The organism is Halomonas rhizosphaerae, assembly GCF_030012485.1.
GTDB lineage: Bacteria > Pseudomonadota > Gammaproteobacteria > Pseudomonadales > Halomonadaceae > Halomonas > Halomonas rhizosphaerae.
The window spans coordinates 109772-124747 of record NZ_JASCQQ010000012.1 but is presented as its reverse complement, the minus strand read 5'-3'; the positions used below and the strand labels follow the sequence as shown (position 1 = coordinate 124747).

Genomic DNA, 14976 nt, shown 5'->3' with positions numbered 1-14976 from the left:
GCCCTCCTGCTATCTGGTTGCGGCGGGTCAGGCCTCAGCGGGACTGACCGACGATCTGCTTGATCTGGACGACGACGAACTCGGCGGGCTTCAGAGCTGCGAAGCCCACCACCACACGCACGACGCCCGCGTCGATATCGGCCTGTGTCATCGTCGATCCCAGTCCACACTTCACGTAGTAGGCGTCAGAGGCTTTCTCGCCCTGGAAGGCGCCCGCACGATGCAGCGTATCCATGAACGCGCCGACATTGGCTCTCAGGCTCGACCAGAGCTTGTGGTCGTTGGGTTCGAAAACCACTGCCTGAAGCGCGCCATAGAGGCTCTCGCCGATCATGTTCTGCGTGCGGCGGACGGGGACGTAGCGGTATTCAGGCTTGGTTTTGGTCGCTCGCGTGCGTGCGCCCCAGACCACCGTCGGCCCGATGATCGCCCGGAAGCAGTTGACCCCGAACTCGTTGAGGTTGTCCTGCAGGTCCGCGCCGATATCGATGGTCGGGCCCACGGCGCCGCGTATCGTCGCCTCGAGCCCCGCCGGGGCCTTCCACACGCCCCGGCGGGAATCGATCCGCGCCCAGACACCGGCGGCGAAGGGCCCCGGCGGAACGCGGAATGTCTTGGGCAGGTTGGCCGCTGTATCGGGGTCGTAATAGGGGTTCGCCACCTCCATCCACGGGTAGTAGAGCACCGTGTAGGGCGACGTCGGCGCGCCCAGGTCCTTGACGTTGGTGGGGCTCTGCAGGCGCGCGGCCCCCACGGGGTCGGGGGGATCGATCAGGACCATGCGATTCTGCATGAACTCCGCATGGGTGATGGCGGCCTCGAGGGCGCCGTTGTCGCCGCCGGAGGTCCAGACCTTGCCGGGCAGCATGAGGATGGAGATGTCGCGGTAGTCGCGCAGATGGATCAGCGCGTTGGTGTAATCGGCATTGGCCGGCGCGCCATGATCGACTCCGCCCGCGAAACTGATGTCCAGCAGCGCCGCAGGGTGGGCGGGCCAGGGCGACGGGTACGGCACTGCCGATCCGGTATCGAAGGCCAGCGCCGTCTCCGCCGAGCCGCCCGAAACCGTGACGGTATTCACGGTCCCGGCGGTCGCGCTCTGCCCGGGCAGAAGCAGAATCGTGTTGTCTCGCGTCACGGCGGCGACGAAATTGGCACGGGCACTCACAGTCGAGGCGCCGCGGGCCTGCGTCTGGATTGCGGCAGCGAGATCGGCCAGCGTCGCCGCGCCGCCCGGGAAGGTCACGACGACCGGCTGGCCGCTCACCGTATCGCCGGTAAAGCTCAGCTCGATCGTGTCGCCGTTGGAGATCGCTGTGGGGTCGAGCCCCGACAGATCGCCGCTCTCGAACCCCTCGATGGCGCCACCACCAGCAGAGGCCACGGTTTCATGCCGGGCGGAGACCAGCATGCTGGCCTGGTCGATGGTCGCGGCGAGGAACTGCCCGCTGGCCGGGTCCAGCGTCATGTCGGTATGCGTTTCCAGCATCGGGTCGAGTCTGCCCTGCCCGTCCGGCACGCCAATCTCGACATCATAGGTCGCCAGAAGCGGGTTGGTATCCTCCACCGCGCGGCTGATCCTCAGCACCATGCCGTCGGCCCAGACGCCCTCGGAACGGGCGGTGAAATAGAACCCCATCCCCGCATTGACCGGGTCGGTGAAGGCGGCGCTGGAGGCCTCGCCATTGCCGTCGCCGACCGGCACGATATAGGCCTTGGCCCCGCCATTGGCGAAGAAGGACTGCACCGCGAAACCGAAACTGTCCGGGGCGCTGCCCATGTTGCGCAAGCCTCCCGCCGCACCGTCCAACTCGCCGAAGAGACTGGCGAATTGCGCCTGGCTGGTGACGAAGACCGGCTTGCCGTCCTCCTTGTCGTCGGTCACCAGGGCCCCGCGATTTACCCGACCGATGAAGGCCGCGACGGAGGTCGAGGCCGCCTCGATGGCCAGAAGGCCTGATGGCACATGTTCGATATAGACGCCCGGATGCATGTAGTTGGACATGCCGGTTTCTCCTCGCCTTTTGCTGGCCGGGCCCCCTCCCCGGCGCTCGCGAATCGGCCGGACCGCGGATTCTGCGCCCTGTATGGGCACAGTCATTCAGCCGGGGATCATGGCCGGATGCGCCACGACTCGCGGGCAGGTTGCGCCGCGCTCTGTCGGGCCTCCAGGCGCGTCACCGTTCGGTTACCCGTCGATCCTGATGTCCAGCGCACCGAACAGGAAACATCGACAGAGATGAAACCGGACATCACAGAAGTGAAATCGGACATCGGACCACCTTTAGCGACAGACAACATCTTGCGCAGACGGTCGGTTCCGCTGCCCGTGACGAACCGTTTCAGAAGTGTAGGAGGTTTAACCGCCGCCGCAATTCATACGAGACACTTACCTAGTGTAATGCCCCGCAAACTAAGCAGTAGAGTTACCCCTCCTCATTCACCGGGCTGAGGTATAAAAGGAGATGGCGAGCAGTTTCTCTTGTAGCATCAAGATGTTCTTGCCAGAAAACGATTCAACAGGACTACTGGCCATGGGTGAAAACCTTTCACGGGTCCATCCGCGTTGAGCTTGACGGCCAGCGCACCACCAGCGACAGCAGTGCGTTGCTGCTGCGCGAAGCACTCGACAGCAGCGGGATGATCGCCGCCCTCAAGGATCATCTGGTCGACCAGCGCGCCCTCGGATCGCGTCTGCCACAGATTGGCCAGTCAACTCCGCACCGTGGTGTTACAACGGGTCATGGGCTGGATCGATCTCGGCAACACCACCACGCTGCTCCGCGATCCGCTCTGGCAACTTGGTTGCAAAGGTCGCAGGTTCGAATCCTGTCGCTCCGACCAGAAACATCATGAGAAAAAGCCATTTACTGGTCACGCCGGGTGGCGGTTTTTCGTTGCGTGTCATCAAGCTGACCCCTGGACGTCATCTGACTGACATCTTCCGACGCTAGCCTCGATCAGAGGCATCCTGCCGGGGAGGGTATGTCATGTCCGCGCAAAGGCGTCGGCCACTCAGCCACGATGAAATCGAGTTCCTGGTGCAGTTGGCCAACGGCAACGCCCTGGCCCGCCAACGGCGTCGTGACAGGGAAGCTCAGCGTCCACGACCGCGTCATCTGAAAGACGAGTAACGCCTGCGCCGCGACCTTCGCCTAGGCTGAGCCATGAAGGCCATTGCCGGGGAGGCGCCAATGAAAGAGCTGTACCTGCTGCGTCACGCCAAGGCAAAGCGCGCCAGCGGCGGCATGCAGGATTGTCACCGCCCCCTGAGCCGACGCGGACAACGCCAGATGGCGGCCATGGCAGGGCCCCTGCAACGCCTGGGTGCCCTGGAGGGCGAGATCCACGTCAGCACGACGACCCGCACCCGCCAGACCCTGCTGGCCCTCGATGAGCAGTTGCCTGCGTCATCTCTCGCCGGTCGGGCCCGGTACCCGCATGAGCTTCACACCTTCGACTGGAAGTCGCTACGGACATGGATCACTGCCCTTCCACCGGGCTGCGACAGGATCATCCTGATCGGTCACAACCCGGCCCTGCTCGGCTTCGCCCGCTGGCTCTTCAAGCAGGCGCCCACTGAGTTGCCCACCGGGGGACTGCTCGGTCTCTCCCTTCCCGTGGACAGCTGGCAGGAACTCAGGAAACACCAGGGGGAACGGGTCTCTCGCTTGACGCCGACCGAGACGAGCCACGCGCTGTTCAGGAAACAGGCTCCCCGGCCACCCGACCTCGACCTGGCCAGCATGGACAAGCGGGTCCTCGGCCTGCTCACCCATCAATACCGCATGGTGAGGGCCCTGGAACCCGGCGTGACTGCCGGCTTCGACCCGGAGTTCCTGCACCAGTACCGCGTCAACCTGCGGCGCAGCCGCGCCATCGGGGAGTCCGTGCGGGCCATCGGCCGGGTGCCCGGCCTCAAGAGGGTCCTCAAGCGCCTGAAACAGCGTGCCCGGGCCACCAGCGATCTCCGGGACCTCGACGTGTTCCTCGAGACCCTGGACCAGCAGCCACCGTCGGTATCGAAGCAGACCCTCACGGCGGTCCATGACTGGCTGGAGCATCAGGGCCGGGAGCGTCACGCGGCCCTCTCCCACGCCATGGCACAGCCGGCCTACGCGCACGACATGGCGAGGTGGCAGCGCTTGCTCTCGGACAAGCATTTCCGCCAGGCGCTTCGGGCACTGACGCCGGGTGAGGTAGGGGCGGTGCTGGCCGAGCGGATCCTGCAGCATGACGCCGCCCTGGCGGCCCTTGCCGACGATTCGCCCGACACGTCACTCCATGAACTGCGCAAGGCCGTCAAGCGCATTCGCTACCTGGCGGAGCTGGCTCCCCGGCGATACCGCGCCTTCCTCGCCGGCCTTAAACGGCGCCAGACGCTGCTCGGGGAGTTTCAGGATCTCTGCACCCAGCAGGCTTGGATCCGGGCATGCGTCGAGGCGCTGTCCGATGCCGGTCCTTCAGGAAGCGCGCGAAAGGAATGCCTCGGCTGGCTCGACTCGTTGGAGGCACGCAAGGCCGAACTCCATCGGGCCGTCATGGCGCTCGACCCGCTGACGGAGACCGCCAGTTCGCCATGAGTGGCGTCGAAAACGCGTGCCCCACGACATCTGGTTGCCGGGGGACAACCATCACCCGCGCTCGCCCGACGTGGGCTTGTTCGACAGTGCCTCGGCCTCTCCTTGCCGGCGCCTCGACTCCCGCGGCGACAGGCCATAGCGGGCCTTGAAGGCTCGCGAGAAGGCGGAGCCCGAGGTGAAACCGCAGGCCAGCGCTACCGATAGGACATCCCTGTCCGTCTCGGCAAGCAGGTGGCGGGCACGCGCCAGCCTCAGATTCAGGTACCAGGCCCGGGGGGACGTGCCGAGATGCTGCTCGAAGAGGCGTTGCAGCTGACGCGGGGAGACACCGCTGCGGCTCGCCACCGCTTCCAGCGAGAGGGGCACCTGCTGGTGGCGCTCCATCAGGGAGATGGCCTCCACCAGGCGGCGGTTATGGATGCCAAGTCGCCTTGCCAGCGACATGCGCTGCTGGTCACGGCGGGTGCGGATCCGCTCGTGGATCAGCTGCTCCGAGACATCGACCGCCAGTCGCGACCCATGGCGACGGGCGATCACCTCCAGGGCCATGTCCATCGCCGCCGTGCCACCGGCACAGGAGAAGCGCCGCCGCCCCAGTTCGAAGAGCTCGTCGGAGGTCTCGATGCCCGGGAAGCGCTCCTGGAAGGCCGGCAGGCTCTCCCAGTGCAGGGTGACGCGCTCGCCCTCCAGCAAGCCCGCCTCCGCCAGCAGGAAGCCGCCGGTGTCGAGCCCGCCAAGTACGCAGCCGGACTGGTCCAGGCGATGCAGCCAGGCCATCAGGGGACGGCTCAGGCTGTCCTCGGGACCGAAGCCGCTGCAGACCGCCAGCGAGGGCAGCCGATGCACCTCCCCGATGGCACGGTCGGCCAGCAGCGTCATGCCGTTGGAGGCGGTGACCGGCTCACCGTCCTCGCTGATCAGCGTCCACTCGAACAGCGCACGCCCCGTGATCCGGTTGGCGATCCTCAGCGGCTCCACCGCCGAGAAGAACGCCATCATCGAGAAACGCGGCAGCAACAGGAACCCCACGGCTTCGGGCAGCAGCCCCTGATAGTCCAGGCGCAAGGCGCATCTCCTCCATCCCAATCCGCGGCCGATCACTCCGCTCCCCGGCATCGGGCCGGCGCGCGACGGCCGCATCCCGATTCATCGCCGTGAGGATACCCGCTGTCACCGGGAGGATCACCACCCTGGCACGGGGCAATGGAAGGCGCCCGCCGGCCACGGCTAGAATGAACCCCAGGCTTGTCCATCCGAGGTGTCCCCCGTGTCCAGAAACGAGAGAACCATCCTGGCCTTCGACCAGGCCGGCAACGAGTATTTCATCGACATGTTCGTCAGCGTCCGGGATCTCAGCGACCTGCAGCACGCCGGCGCGACCCGCAGCGGCCTCCCTAGCTTCCGGACCCGGGAGGGCCACTCGGTCACCCACCTCGGCGGGGGCGAGTTCGCCGTGATGGTGCCCGGTGAGGAGGAGGCGATCACCGTCAGGACGGAGGATCCCGAGTTCGTGTAGCCGCGTCCCCGTCCCCTCGTCGTTGGCCATTCTTCCAGGCGAGATCGCCATGGCATGACCGGGGTCATGCGCCGCGGCGAAACCGCCTCGCCACCCGACGGGAACGCTATAATACAGAATGCACCATCCCGCTAGCGTCCACCGCACAGGAGGGACGACGATGAATCGGTCGACGCACCATGTAGTGCCGAATGCCAAGGGGGGCTGGAGCTTGCACAGGGGCAGTTCCGGGCGAGCCACCCGGCACTTCGCCACCAAGAAGGCGGCCGAGGCCTATGGCCGGAAGGTCAGCTTCAACCAGAAGACCACCCTCGTGATCCATCACGAGGACGGCACAGCCCCGCCCTCCAGCGACCAGGGCTAGTCGACGACAGGGGCCGGGATCGGCGTCCTCGTCGCCTCAGCCATCACACGCTCTCGCCACGCTGGTGTAGACTTCCCTGCACCATGAATCACTGATCTACCCGGCGGGAGACGGCCATGAAATACCTCGGTGCCCACGTGAGCGCGGCAGGCGGTGTCGACCAGGCAGTGCGGCGCGCCGTGGAGATCGGTGCCAACGCCTTCGCGCTGTTCACCAAGAACCAGCGCCAATGGCAGGCCAAGCCGCTATCCGACGCGGTCATCGAGGCCTTCCGCGCCGCCTGCCACGAGCACGGCTTCGGGCCGGGACAGATCCTTCCCCACGACAGCTACCTGATCAACCTGGGCCATCCCGAGGCGGAGGGACTCGCCAAGTCCCGGGCCGCCTTCCTCGACGAGCTCCAGCGCTGCGAGCAGCTGGGCATCGACCGCCTCAACTTTCATCCCGGCAGCCATCTGAAGAAGACCAGCGAAACGGACTGCCTCTCGCGTATCGCCGAGTCGATCAACGAGGCGCTCGCCGAGACCCGCGGCGTCACCGCCGTGATCGAGAACACCGCCGGCCAGGGGAGCAACCTGGGCTGGCGCTTCGAGCACCTCGCCGAGATCATCGAGCAGGTGGAGGACAAGTCCCGGGTCGGGGTGTGCCTCGACACCTGCCACGCCTTCGCGGCCGGCTACGACCTGCGCACGCCCGAGGCCACCACCGCCACCCTGGACGAGTTCGACCGGGTGGTCGGCTGCGACTTCCTGCGCGGCATGCACCTCAACGACGCCAAGAGTGAACTCGGCAGCCGGGTGGACCGCCACCACAGCCTGGGCCAGGGCAATATCGGGCTCGACGCCTTCACCACACTGATGCGCGACCCGCGCCTCGACGGGATGCCCCTGATCCTCGAGACCATCGACCCGACGATCTGGGCCGACGAGATCGCCTGGCTGCGTGCGCAGCAGGCCGCCTGACCCAGATTTCCCTTACGGCAAGGAGCCACCGCATGATCCGCATCCGCCCCTACCAGCCCGACGACTGGCCAGCCCTGTGGGCCATTCTCGAACCGGTCTTCCGTGCCGGCGAGACCTATGCGGTACCCCGTGACATCAGCGAGCAGGACGCCCATCGCATGTGGATCGAGCTGCCCCGCGCCGTGCGCGTGGCCGTCGATGACGCGGGCCAGGTCACCGGCACCTACACCCTCAAGGCCAACCAGCCCGGTCCCGGCGACCATGTCTGCAACTGTGGCTACCTGGTCGCCGACCACGCCCGCGGCCAGGGCATCGCCGGCGAGATGTGCGAGCACTCCCTGGCCCTGGCCCGGGAGCTGGGCTTCGTCGCCATGCAGTACAACCTGGTGGTCGCCAGCAACGAGGTGGCCATCCGGCGGTGGCAGAAGCACGGCTTCACGATCATCGGCACCCTCCCCCGGGCCTTCCGTCACCCGGCGCTGGGCCTGACGGACGCCCATGTGATGTACCGACTGCTGTGAGGCGCGCCGGCGTGCCGTTTGACCCCCGGCACCGGCCTCGGGCATGCTCACCAAGTAACTGACTCACCGAAGGAAAAATGACAATGAAAGGTTTTTCACGCAGCACGCTGGCACTCGCCGTCTCGCTGGCCATGACCGCCGGCGCCAACGCCTCCGAGTTCGCCGACGTGGATCCCGTCACCCTGCGCCTGGCCCACGTGGTCAACGAGCAGGACGGCTTCCATATCGCCGCCGAGAAGTTCGAGGAACTGGTGGAAGAGCGCACCGAGGGCAAGGTGGACATCGAGCTCTACCCCAACGCCAGCCTCGGCGACGAGCGCACCCTGCTCGAGGGCATGCAGATCGGCACCGTGGACATGGGCGTGATCACCAACGGGCCGGTGGCCAACTTCCTCGAGGAGATGGCGGTCTTCGAGCTGCCCTTCCTCTTCCCCTCCCCGGAGGCCGCCTACGAGGTACTCGATGGCCCGATCGGCCAGGAGCTGCTGGACCGCCTCGCCGAGGTCAACCTCAAGGGCCTGGCCTACGCCGAGCGCGGCTTCCGCAACCTCACCAACAGCGAGCGTCCGGTGGAGACGCCGGCGGATATCGACGGCCTGCGCATCCGCGTGATGGAGAACCCGGTCTACGTCGACACCTTCCGGGAGCTCGGCGCCAACGCGGTGCCGATGGCCTGGACCGAGGCCCTCACCGCCATGCAGCAGGGCACCATCGACGGCCAGGAGAACCCGGTCAACGTCATCCACTCCTTCAAGCTCTACGAGACCCAGGATCACATGACGCTGTCGCGCCATACCTACGCGCCGGCACTCTTCGTGATGGGCATGCCGGTCTGGAACACGCTGCCGGAAGCCGCCCAGGCGGTGATCGAGCAGGCCGCCCAGGAGGCCGCCGAGCACGAGCGCCAGGTCAACGCCGAGATGGAGGCCGAGCAGCTGGCCGAGCTTCGCGAGGCGGGCATGCAGATCGTCGAGGAGCCCGACATCGCCGCCTTCCAGGAGGCCGTGGCGCCAGTCTACGAGAAGTACGGCGAGCAGTTCGGCGACACCCTGCCGCGCATCCAGGAGGCGCTCGAGTAAGTGTCCCCGCTCGCCCATTCCCTGCTGCGACCGCTGCGGTGGAGTGAGCGCGCCCTCGACGCCGTCATCGCCCCCGTGGTCTTCACGGCGATGGCGGCGTTGATCGGTGTGATCACCCTACAGGTCGTCTCGCGGGTCTTCTTCACTGCGGTGGGCTGGACCGAGGAGGTCGCCCGTTTCCTGCTGATCTGGATCACCTTCCTCGCCGCCACCCTGGCCTTTCGGCGCGGGCGGCATATCGCCGTGACCTTCGTGGTCGACGCCCTGCCCGGGCTGCCCCGGCGGCTGACGCGTATCGCCGCCCTGCTGGTGGCCCTGGGCTTCCTGGTGGCTCTGGTGAACATCGGGTACGAGTACATGCAGGTGCAGAGCTTCCAGAAGTCCGCCTCGCTGCGTCTCTCCATGACCTGGGTCTATGCGGTCATGCCGCTGACAGCGGCGATCATGGCCTGGTATGCGCTGGTGGACATCGTTGCCCTGGCGCTGGGCGAGCCCCCTGTGCACGCCGAGGAGCCCGCCGCATGACCGCCCTGCTCTTCGTGCTGTTCCTGGCCTTCATGCTGCTCGGCGTGCCCATCGCGCTGGCCATCGGCGCCAGCGCCCTGGTGGCGCTCCATGCCCAGGGCGTGCCGCTGATGGTGGTGCCCCAGCAGATGTTCCAGGGCATCAACTCCTTCGCCCTGGTGGCGGTGCCCATGTTCATCCTGGCCGGCGACCTGATGGCCCAGGGCAAGGTGAGCGAGAAACTGGTGGCCTTCGCCGACTCGCTGTTCGGCTTCCTCAAGGGCGGCCTCTCCATCGTCTCGGTGGGCGCCGGCATGTTCTTCGCCGCCATCTCCGGCTCCGGGGCCGCCACCACGGCCGCGGTGGGCTCGAGCCTGGTGCCGGAGCTTCGCAAGAAGGGCTACGATCCCGCCTCGGCGGCCAGCCTGATCGCCGCCAGCGGCACCATCGGCGTGGTGATTCCGCCGTCGGTGCCGATGATCATCTATGCGGTGATCGCCCAGCAGTCGGTCTCCAAGCTGTTCCTCAGCGGCATCCTGCCCGGCATCGCCATGGGCCTTGGCCTGGGCGCTATCGCCATCGTCCAGGCCTACCGGCGCAACTACCCGCGCGGCACCGCCTTCTCGCCGGCCACCATCTGGTGCACCTTCAGGAGCGCGAGCTGGGGCCTCGCGACCCCGGTGATCATCCTCGGCGGCATCTTCTCCGGCGTGTTCACGCCCAGCGAGGCGGCCGTGGTGGCGGTCAACTACGCCCTGCTGGTGTCGCTGTTCGTCTACCGCGACCTGAGCCTCACCGACGTCTACCGCATCCTGATCCGCTCGGCGATCACCACCTCGGTGATCATGCTGGTGATCGCCACCTCGGCGGTACTGAGCTGGACACTCTCCAGCTGGCAGGTCCCCGGTGCCATCGCCCAGGCGGTGCTGTCGCTGTCCACCGACCCCTACGTGATCATGCTGCTGGTGGTGGCGGTGATCCTGCTCACCGGCGTCTTCATCGAGACGGCCAGCGCCCTGATCATCCTCACCCCGGTACTGCTGCCGCTGGTGACCCAGCTGGGCATCGACCCCATCCACTTCGGGCTGATCATCGTGGTGGGACTCGCCATCGGCATGATCACCCCGCCGGTGGCGATCAACCTCTATGTGGCCTCCTCGGTCACCCAACTGCCGCTGGAGCGCATCACCCGTGCCATCATTCCCTACCTGCTGGGGCTGGTCGCCGTGCTGCTGCTGGTGGTCTATGTCCCGATCCTGCTGGGCCTCTCCGGCTAGCGCCCTTGATCACCAGTTCACCACACAACGAGGAGTTTCCGATGCATCGATCGATACCGCCTGTCGTCGGCCTGCTTGCCCTGGCCCTGCTGGCCGGCTGCACCACCTACACCTGGGAGGACGGTCGCCGGGAAACCGTGTGGGGCGTGCCCGCCGAGGACGAGACCAAGACCCGCGAGGAACGCCAGGCCGAGGGCGTCGAGTATCGGGAGCCCGGCGAGATCCCGGAATAAGAGGGCAGGTAATCCTGCACGGATATCTCGATCTGCCGGCTCGCCTCTTACCCTTTGCCGATACACCAGGCGGTAGATGGCAACCCCCTTCTCCACCACAATGGCCACGACCTGCGCCAGGAAGCGGCCGGAGACGAAGGAGACCGGGCGGCGCCTCGCCTTCGGTATATGAACCCGGGAAGTTATGGACCGCGTCCCGCATGAGGGCGTGCCAGATTCGTCCGCTCGGCATGCGCTCCGGGCGTCGCGAGTCAGCCGGCCGGAGGTATGTTGTGATTGATCCTGAACAGGTTGTCTGGGTCGTACTCGGCCTTGATGCGCGCTAGCCGCACGTAGTTGTCACGGTAGGTGGCCCGAACTCGCTCCTGGCCCTCGTCGTCCATGATGAAGTTGACATAGGCACCGCCGACGGAGAAGGGGTGCAGCGCTTCCCAGTAATTCCTGGTCCAGCGGATGATCCTGTCCCGGTTCGCCGGGTCGGGATCAACGCCGACGATGACCTCGGACCATTTCGCCTCGCGGTAGCTGAAGGCGGTATCCTTGCGCCCCACACGGTGAACCGCGCCATCGACCGGGTACAGGTGCATCGTCGATAGCGGCGTCGGTACCGCCGCGAATTCGACGTGGCGTTCAATGGCCGCATCGCTGAGCTCGGTAACGAAATCGCCACGCCAGTACCAGTGCAAACCGGGTCGATAGAGGTCGTCGAAGGCGCTCTGCAGCAGCGGATAGGGCATGGGCTGGACACCGTGCAGCGCCGGTTCTGCGGGTTCATGCACCGCCGCCGCCAGGAGTCTGTCGGCTTCTTCCTCGGGCCCGGTATGACACCAGACGATGCCGCACATCTGCTTATTGTGCAGATGCTCGGGGAACGGCGGCCCCGGCGGCACGCTCAGGAAGGCGAAGAAGCCGTTCAGCGATTCGGGGGCGCCCGTGATGAAGTTGCGATACCAGCGCAGCACGGCCCCCGCATGTTCCAGTTCCCACAGCGTTGGTCCGGCATTCACCTGGCTCACCGGATGCAGCTGGAACAGGAACGAGGTCACCACGCCGAAGTTGCCGCCACCGCCACGGATGGCCCAGAACAGCTCGGGGTGCTGGGTCTCGCTCACGGTGACGAAGCGGCCATCGGCCAGCACCAGGTCGGCCTCCAGCAGGTTGTCGATGGTCAACCCATACTGGCGGCTCAGATGACCGTGGCCGCCGCCCAGGGTGAGCCCGCCCACCCCGGTGGTGGAGATGATGCCGCTGACCGTGGCCAGGCCGAAGGCGTGGGTAACGTGATCCACCTCCCCCCAGGTGCAACCGCCCTCGACCCGCGCGGTGCGCATGGCGGGATCGATGCGGATGCCGCGCAGCATCGAGAGATCGATGACCATGCCATCGTCGCAGCTGCCCAGGCCCGCACCGCTGTGGCCGCCGCAACGCACCGCCAGGGGCAGGCCCTGCTCGCGGGCGAAATGGACCGCACGAATCACGTCGGCAACGTTCCCGCAACGAACGATCAGCCGCGGGTGCTTGTCGATCATGCCGTTGTAGAGCCGGCGGGCCGGCTCGTAGTCGGGATCACCAGTCTGTATCAGGGCGCCGCGCAGGTCGGCTCTGAAGGTATCCCGTGCGGTATCTGTGCTCATGGCAGTGCCCCCCTCTCAATGCTCGGCCAGAAAATCGAGAATGGCGGCGGTAAAGTCCTCGACAGCATTGAATGTCCCATCGTGATTGACGCCGGGAATCACCCCTAGCTCGGCCTGCGGTTGACACTGCGCCATGATGTCGGCGACCGACTCGAAATAGATGTCGGCATGCTCACCCTTGAGGATCAGGGTCGGCTGCTCGAGGGTCGCCAGATCCTCGCAGGTGATGGCGGGTGGCGTCATGTTCATCTGCGGCGGCACCGTGCGGGCGTTATCCAGCCAGATGGTGCGCATGTAATCCGGTTCCTGCTCGAAGCCACCCGGCGGTCGCTGGAAGACGGCCTCGATGAACAGCTTGGTGGCCTGTTCCGCATCGTCGGCCTCCAGTGCCTCCATGGCCGGGCCGTATTTCTTTCTCTCCTCTGCGATGGCGGCCTGACGCTCCTCCGGCAACTCGGCGACCAGTGAGGGGACAAAGGGCTCGTAATGCACCATGCCACGCACCAGCTCCGGGTGTTCCAGCGCCATCAGCGGAACGATTTGACCGCTGTACGACCAGGTAACCAGATAGACCGGCCCGGCATCCAGTGCCTCGATAAAGGCCGCCAGGTCGGCGGCATGGGTCTCGCTGGAGAACTGCTCGCCGTCGTCCGGCCAGGGCTCTGTGCCGAAATAGCGCTGGGTATAGGTGATGAAGCGGTGCTCACGGGCGATGGTCACGCGGTACGGTTCCCAGCCCCGGTGATCGGCGATGGCGGCGGGCACAAAGATCACGGGCTTGCCTTCGCCTTCGTCGACGTAGCGCAGCGTGACGCCATTGACCTCCACCGTGGAGGTCTGCTGGGCGAAGACGCTGGAAGACTGGCCGGCCAGAGCGACGGCGGCAGATAACATGAAAACATCGAGCAATCTGTGCATGGCGGCTCTCCCCACTCCCTCGGTTATTGGTCATGGACATCGGCCATCGGACCATCAATAGGGTTGACGATGGCGAGGGTTCTGACATCAACCTAGGGCGAGCCGTCGAAGAAGACATCGACAGGTCTGACTATTTGCGGGCAGGCAACGAAGGCGGCCGACATGGTCAGAATTGACTATCGGGACGCGCCTCGGACGTGATGGACGGTCCGGGGAACCCGCGCTCGCGCACAAGGCACGACCCGATCGATCACTGCTGACCGCGCCGCGTCGGCCCGATACCGGCTGACAAGGGGCGACTCGCAACCCCTCGATCACTTGGGCAGAGGACCCGGCGTTGCAGCGGGGTCGGATAGCCGGCCTCGGGCCCGCGGCACCGTTGCGCATAGGCCGGACGGTCGGGCACGTCCATGACCACCTGGCCGGCATCGCCATGGACCGTGAACTGGACCGGGGGACTGAGGCCGCCCAGTGACAGGGTATAGCGCTGGCCGGGCTCGAGGTGGCCGATGTGGCGCATCTGCACTTCCTGCTCGTCGACCCAGGTGGTAACGATCTCGTAGCCGTCGCCCCGCTCGGTGTAATAGAGCACCGCAGCTTGCTCCCCGTTTCCCAGACGATACGCATGGATGGGTTTCAGCGTCTGCTCGGCGGCAGCGGCACCGAAGGCGAGACCCAGGGCGATGACCGCGAAACAGCTAACGATGGTGGTTCTCATGGCACTGTCTCCTCTGGCTTGATCGCACGTCGGCAATGGACGTGTCATTCAAGCCTAGGAGGCGGCCATCTTTGGCACATCGACAGAACGGATCATTTGACTGGCACCCACACGACCGCTCGAATGATCAGGGTTGACCACCTGACTTCATTCGATGTCGTGTGAAGGATGCCGGTGACAAATACCGGGGACGGAGGAGTTCATGGCTGTGGCAATTCCGCAATGGTGGCCACGCACATGACAAAGGCTCAACGGGCAGGACGAGATCCCGGAGAACCCTGCGCGTTCCCGTGCCTTGGGGTGGGCTATAGTGAGATCGTATAGGGCGAGCCTGTCCCGTTTCAGGGAGTAATGCGCCATGCCTTTGTTTCTGATCGAACGCAATTATGCCGAACGGCTCGATGTGACCGCCGAGGGCGTAAGGGAGATCACCGAGATCAACCAGGACATCGGCGTGCACTGGCTGTTTTCCTTTCTCAGTGCGGACAAGAAGAAGACCTACTGTCTGTACGAGGCCTCCGATTCCGAGGCCATCCGCGAAGCGGCCAGGCGTGCCGGCGTACCGGCTGATGTGATCGTCGAGGTCAGCGAGATAAATCCCACGGCATTTGCCTGAACGGGTCGAGGAGAGGCCTCACCGCCCGGCGGTACCTGCTGATGGCTCGGC

15 protein-coding genes and 1 pseudogene are annotated in these 14976 nt (G+C 65.9%); 11 read left to right on the top strand and 5 right to left on the bottom strand.

Annotated elements, in window-relative coordinates:
- Positions 1 to 34: 34 nt before the first annotated feature.
- Entirely contained in the window at positions 35 to 2005 is a 1971-nt protein-coding gene (locus QLQ86_RS06255; protein WP_282816258.1) for a phage tail sheath subtilisin-like domain-containing protein, read from the bottom strand.
- A gap of 490 nt (positions 2006 to 2495) precedes the next feature.
- Between QLQ86_RS06255 and QLQ86_RS06250 the strand changes: the two are divergent.
- Both QLQ86_RS06250 and QLQ86_RS06240 read left to right on the top strand, forming a co-directional pair.
- A pseudogene (locus QLQ86_RS06250) lies at positions 2496 to 2821 on the top strand (transposase); the annotation flags it as partial.
- A 373-nt stretch (positions 2822 to 3194) separates the two neighbouring features.
- Positions 3195 to 4583 (top strand): CHAD domain-containing protein, encoded by a 1389-nt coding sequence (locus tag QLQ86_RS06240; protein ID WP_282816257.1) that lies wholly within the window; start codon positions 3195 to 3197, stop codon positions 4581 to 4583.
- A gap of 51 nt (positions 4584 to 4634) precedes the next feature.
- Here the strand turns inward: QLQ86_RS06240 and QLQ86_RS06235 are convergent, their stop codons facing one another.
- Positions 4635 to 5648: a GlxA family transcriptional regulator gene (locus QLQ86_RS06235; RefSeq protein WP_282816256.1), complete on the bottom strand. Its 1014-nt coding sequence runs from the start codon at positions 5646 to 5648 to the stop codon at positions 4635 to 4637.
- A gap of 202 nt (positions 5649 to 5850) precedes the next feature.
- On the opposite strand from QLQ86_RS06235, the gene QLQ86_RS06230 reads away from it, so the two are divergent.
- From QLQ86_RS06230 to QLQ86_RS06195, 8 genes are all read left to right on the top strand, one after another.
- Positions 5851 to 6099 carry a hypothetical protein gene (locus QLQ86_RS06230; protein ID WP_282816255.1) on the top strand — a complete coding sequence of 83 codons (249 nt, stop codon included), beginning with the start codon at positions 5851 to 5853 and terminating at the stop codon, positions 6097 to 6099.
- 160 nt (positions 6100 to 6259) lie between these two features.
- Positions 6260 to 6463, top strand: coding sequence for a DUF2188 domain-containing protein (locus tag QLQ86_RS06225; RefSeq protein ID WP_282816254.1), 204 nt, complete (start codon positions 6260 to 6262; stop codon positions 6461 to 6463).
- Positions 6464 to 6579: 116 nt separating this feature from the next.
- A complete protein-coding gene (nfo, locus tag QLQ86_RS06220; protein WP_282816253.1) occupies positions 6580 to 7425 on the top strand; it encodes a deoxyribonuclease IV in 846 nt (281 codons plus the stop codon).
- A gap of 32 nt (positions 7426 to 7457) precedes the next feature.
- A complete protein-coding gene (locus QLQ86_RS06215; RefSeq protein ID WP_282816252.1) occupies positions 7458 to 7946 on the top strand; it encodes a GNAT family N-acetyltransferase in 489 nt (162 codons plus the stop codon).
- Between the two features lie 83 nt (positions 7947 to 8029).
- Entirely contained in the window at positions 8030 to 9025 is a 996-nt protein-coding gene (locus tag QLQ86_RS06210; protein WP_282816251.1) for a TRAP transporter substrate-binding protein, read from the top strand.
- Positions 9026 to 9550, top strand: coding sequence for a TRAP transporter small permease (locus tag QLQ86_RS06205; RefSeq protein WP_282816250.1), 525 nt, complete (start codon positions 9026 to 9028; stop codon positions 9548 to 9550).
- Entirely contained in the window at positions 9547 to 10806 is a 1260-nt protein-coding gene (locus QLQ86_RS06200; RefSeq protein ID WP_282816249.1) for a TRAP transporter large permease, read from the top strand. The genes QLQ86_RS06205 and QLQ86_RS06200 overlap by 4 nt, the downstream gene beginning before the upstream one ends.
- Before the next feature lie 41 nt (positions 10807 to 10847).
- Positions 10848 to 11039: a hypothetical protein gene (locus tag QLQ86_RS06195; RefSeq protein WP_282816248.1), complete on the top strand. Its 192-nt coding sequence runs from the start codon at positions 10848 to 10850 to the stop codon at positions 11037 to 11039.
- Positions 11040 to 11290: 251 nt separating this feature from the next.
- On the opposite strand, the gene QLQ86_RS06190 is transcribed toward QLQ86_RS06195, so the two are convergent.
- The 3 genes from QLQ86_RS06190 to QLQ86_RS06180 all read right to left on the bottom strand — a co-directional run bounded on the left by QLQ86_RS06190 (position 11291) and on the right by QLQ86_RS06180 (position 14309).
- A complete protein-coding gene (locus QLQ86_RS06190) occupies positions 11291 to 12673 on the bottom strand; it encodes an FAD-binding oxidoreductase (protein ID WP_282816247.1) in 1383 nt (460 codons plus the stop codon).
- Positions 12674 to 12688: 15 nt separating this feature from the next.
- Positions 12689 to 13567 (bottom strand): alpha/beta fold hydrolase, encoded by an 879-nt coding sequence (locus QLQ86_RS06185; RefSeq protein ID WP_282816246.1) that lies wholly within the window; start codon positions 13565 to 13567, stop codon positions 12689 to 12691.
- Positions 13568 to 13841: 274 nt separating this feature from the next.
- Positions 13842 to 14309: a hypothetical protein gene (locus tag QLQ86_RS06180; RefSeq protein WP_282736105.1), complete on the bottom strand. Its 468-nt coding sequence runs from the start codon at positions 14307 to 14309 to the stop codon at positions 13842 to 13844.
- Positions 14310 to 14667: 358 nt separating this feature from the next.
- Between QLQ86_RS06180 and QLQ86_RS06175 the strand changes: the two genes are divergently transcribed.
- On the top strand, positions 14668 to 14925 hold the full coding sequence (locus tag QLQ86_RS06175; protein WP_282816245.1) for a DUF4242 domain-containing protein: 258 nt from the start codon (positions 14668 to 14670) through the stop codon (positions 14923 to 14925).
- The last annotated feature ends 51 nt before the right edge of the window (positions 14926 to 14976 follow it).

What these genes read in the sequence shown, in the direction of transcription:
- QLQ86_RS06200 (WP_282816249.1), top strand. Translation starts at nt 9,547, where the DNA reads ATGACCGCCCTGCTCTTCGTGCTGTTCCTGGCCTTCATGCTGCTCGGC.
- QLQ86_RS06180 (WP_282736105.1), bottom strand. Translation starts at nt 14,309, where the DNA reads ATGAGAACCACCATCGTTAGCTGTTTCGCGGTCATCGCCCTGGGTCTC.
- QLQ86_RS06255 (WP_282816258.1), bottom strand. Translation starts at nt 2,005, where the DNA reads ATGTCCAACTACATGCATCCGGGCGTCTATATCGAACATGTGCCATCA.
- QLQ86_RS06240 (WP_282816257.1), top strand. Translation starts at nt 3,195, where the DNA reads ATGAAAGAGCTGTACCTGCTGCGTCACGCCAAGGCAAAGCGCGCCAGC.
- QLQ86_RS06175 (WP_282816245.1), top strand. Translation starts at nt 14,668, where the DNA reads ATGCCTTTGTTTCTGATCGAACGCAATTATGCCGAACGGCTCGATGTG.
- QLQ86_RS06185 (WP_282816246.1), bottom strand. Translation starts at nt 13,567, where the DNA reads ATGTTATCTGCCGCCGTCGCTCTGGCCGGCCAGTCTTCCAGCGTCTTC.
- QLQ86_RS06195 (WP_282816248.1), top strand. Translation starts at nt 10,848, where the DNA reads ATGCATCGATCGATACCGCCTGTCGTCGGCCTGCTTGCCCTGGCCCTG.
- nfo (WP_282816253.1), top strand. Translation starts at nt 6,580, where the DNA reads ATGAAATACCTCGGTGCCCACGTGAGCGCGGCAGGCGGTGTCGACCAG.
- QLQ86_RS06210 (WP_282816251.1), top strand. Translation starts at nt 8,030, where the DNA reads ATGAAAGGTTTTTCACGCAGCACGCTGGCACTCGCCGTCTCGCTGGCC.
- QLQ86_RS06215 (WP_282816252.1), top strand. Translation starts at nt 7,458, where the DNA reads ATGATCCGCATCCGCCCCTACCAGCCCGACGACTGGCCAGCCCTGTGG.
- QLQ86_RS06225 (WP_282816254.1), top strand. Translation starts at nt 6,260, where the DNA reads ATGAATCGGTCGACGCACCATGTAGTGCCGAATGCCAAGGGGGGCTGG.
- QLQ86_RS06190 (WP_282816247.1), bottom strand. Translation starts at nt 12,673, where the DNA reads ATGAGCACAGATACCGCACGGGATACCTTCAGAGCCGACCTGCGCGGC.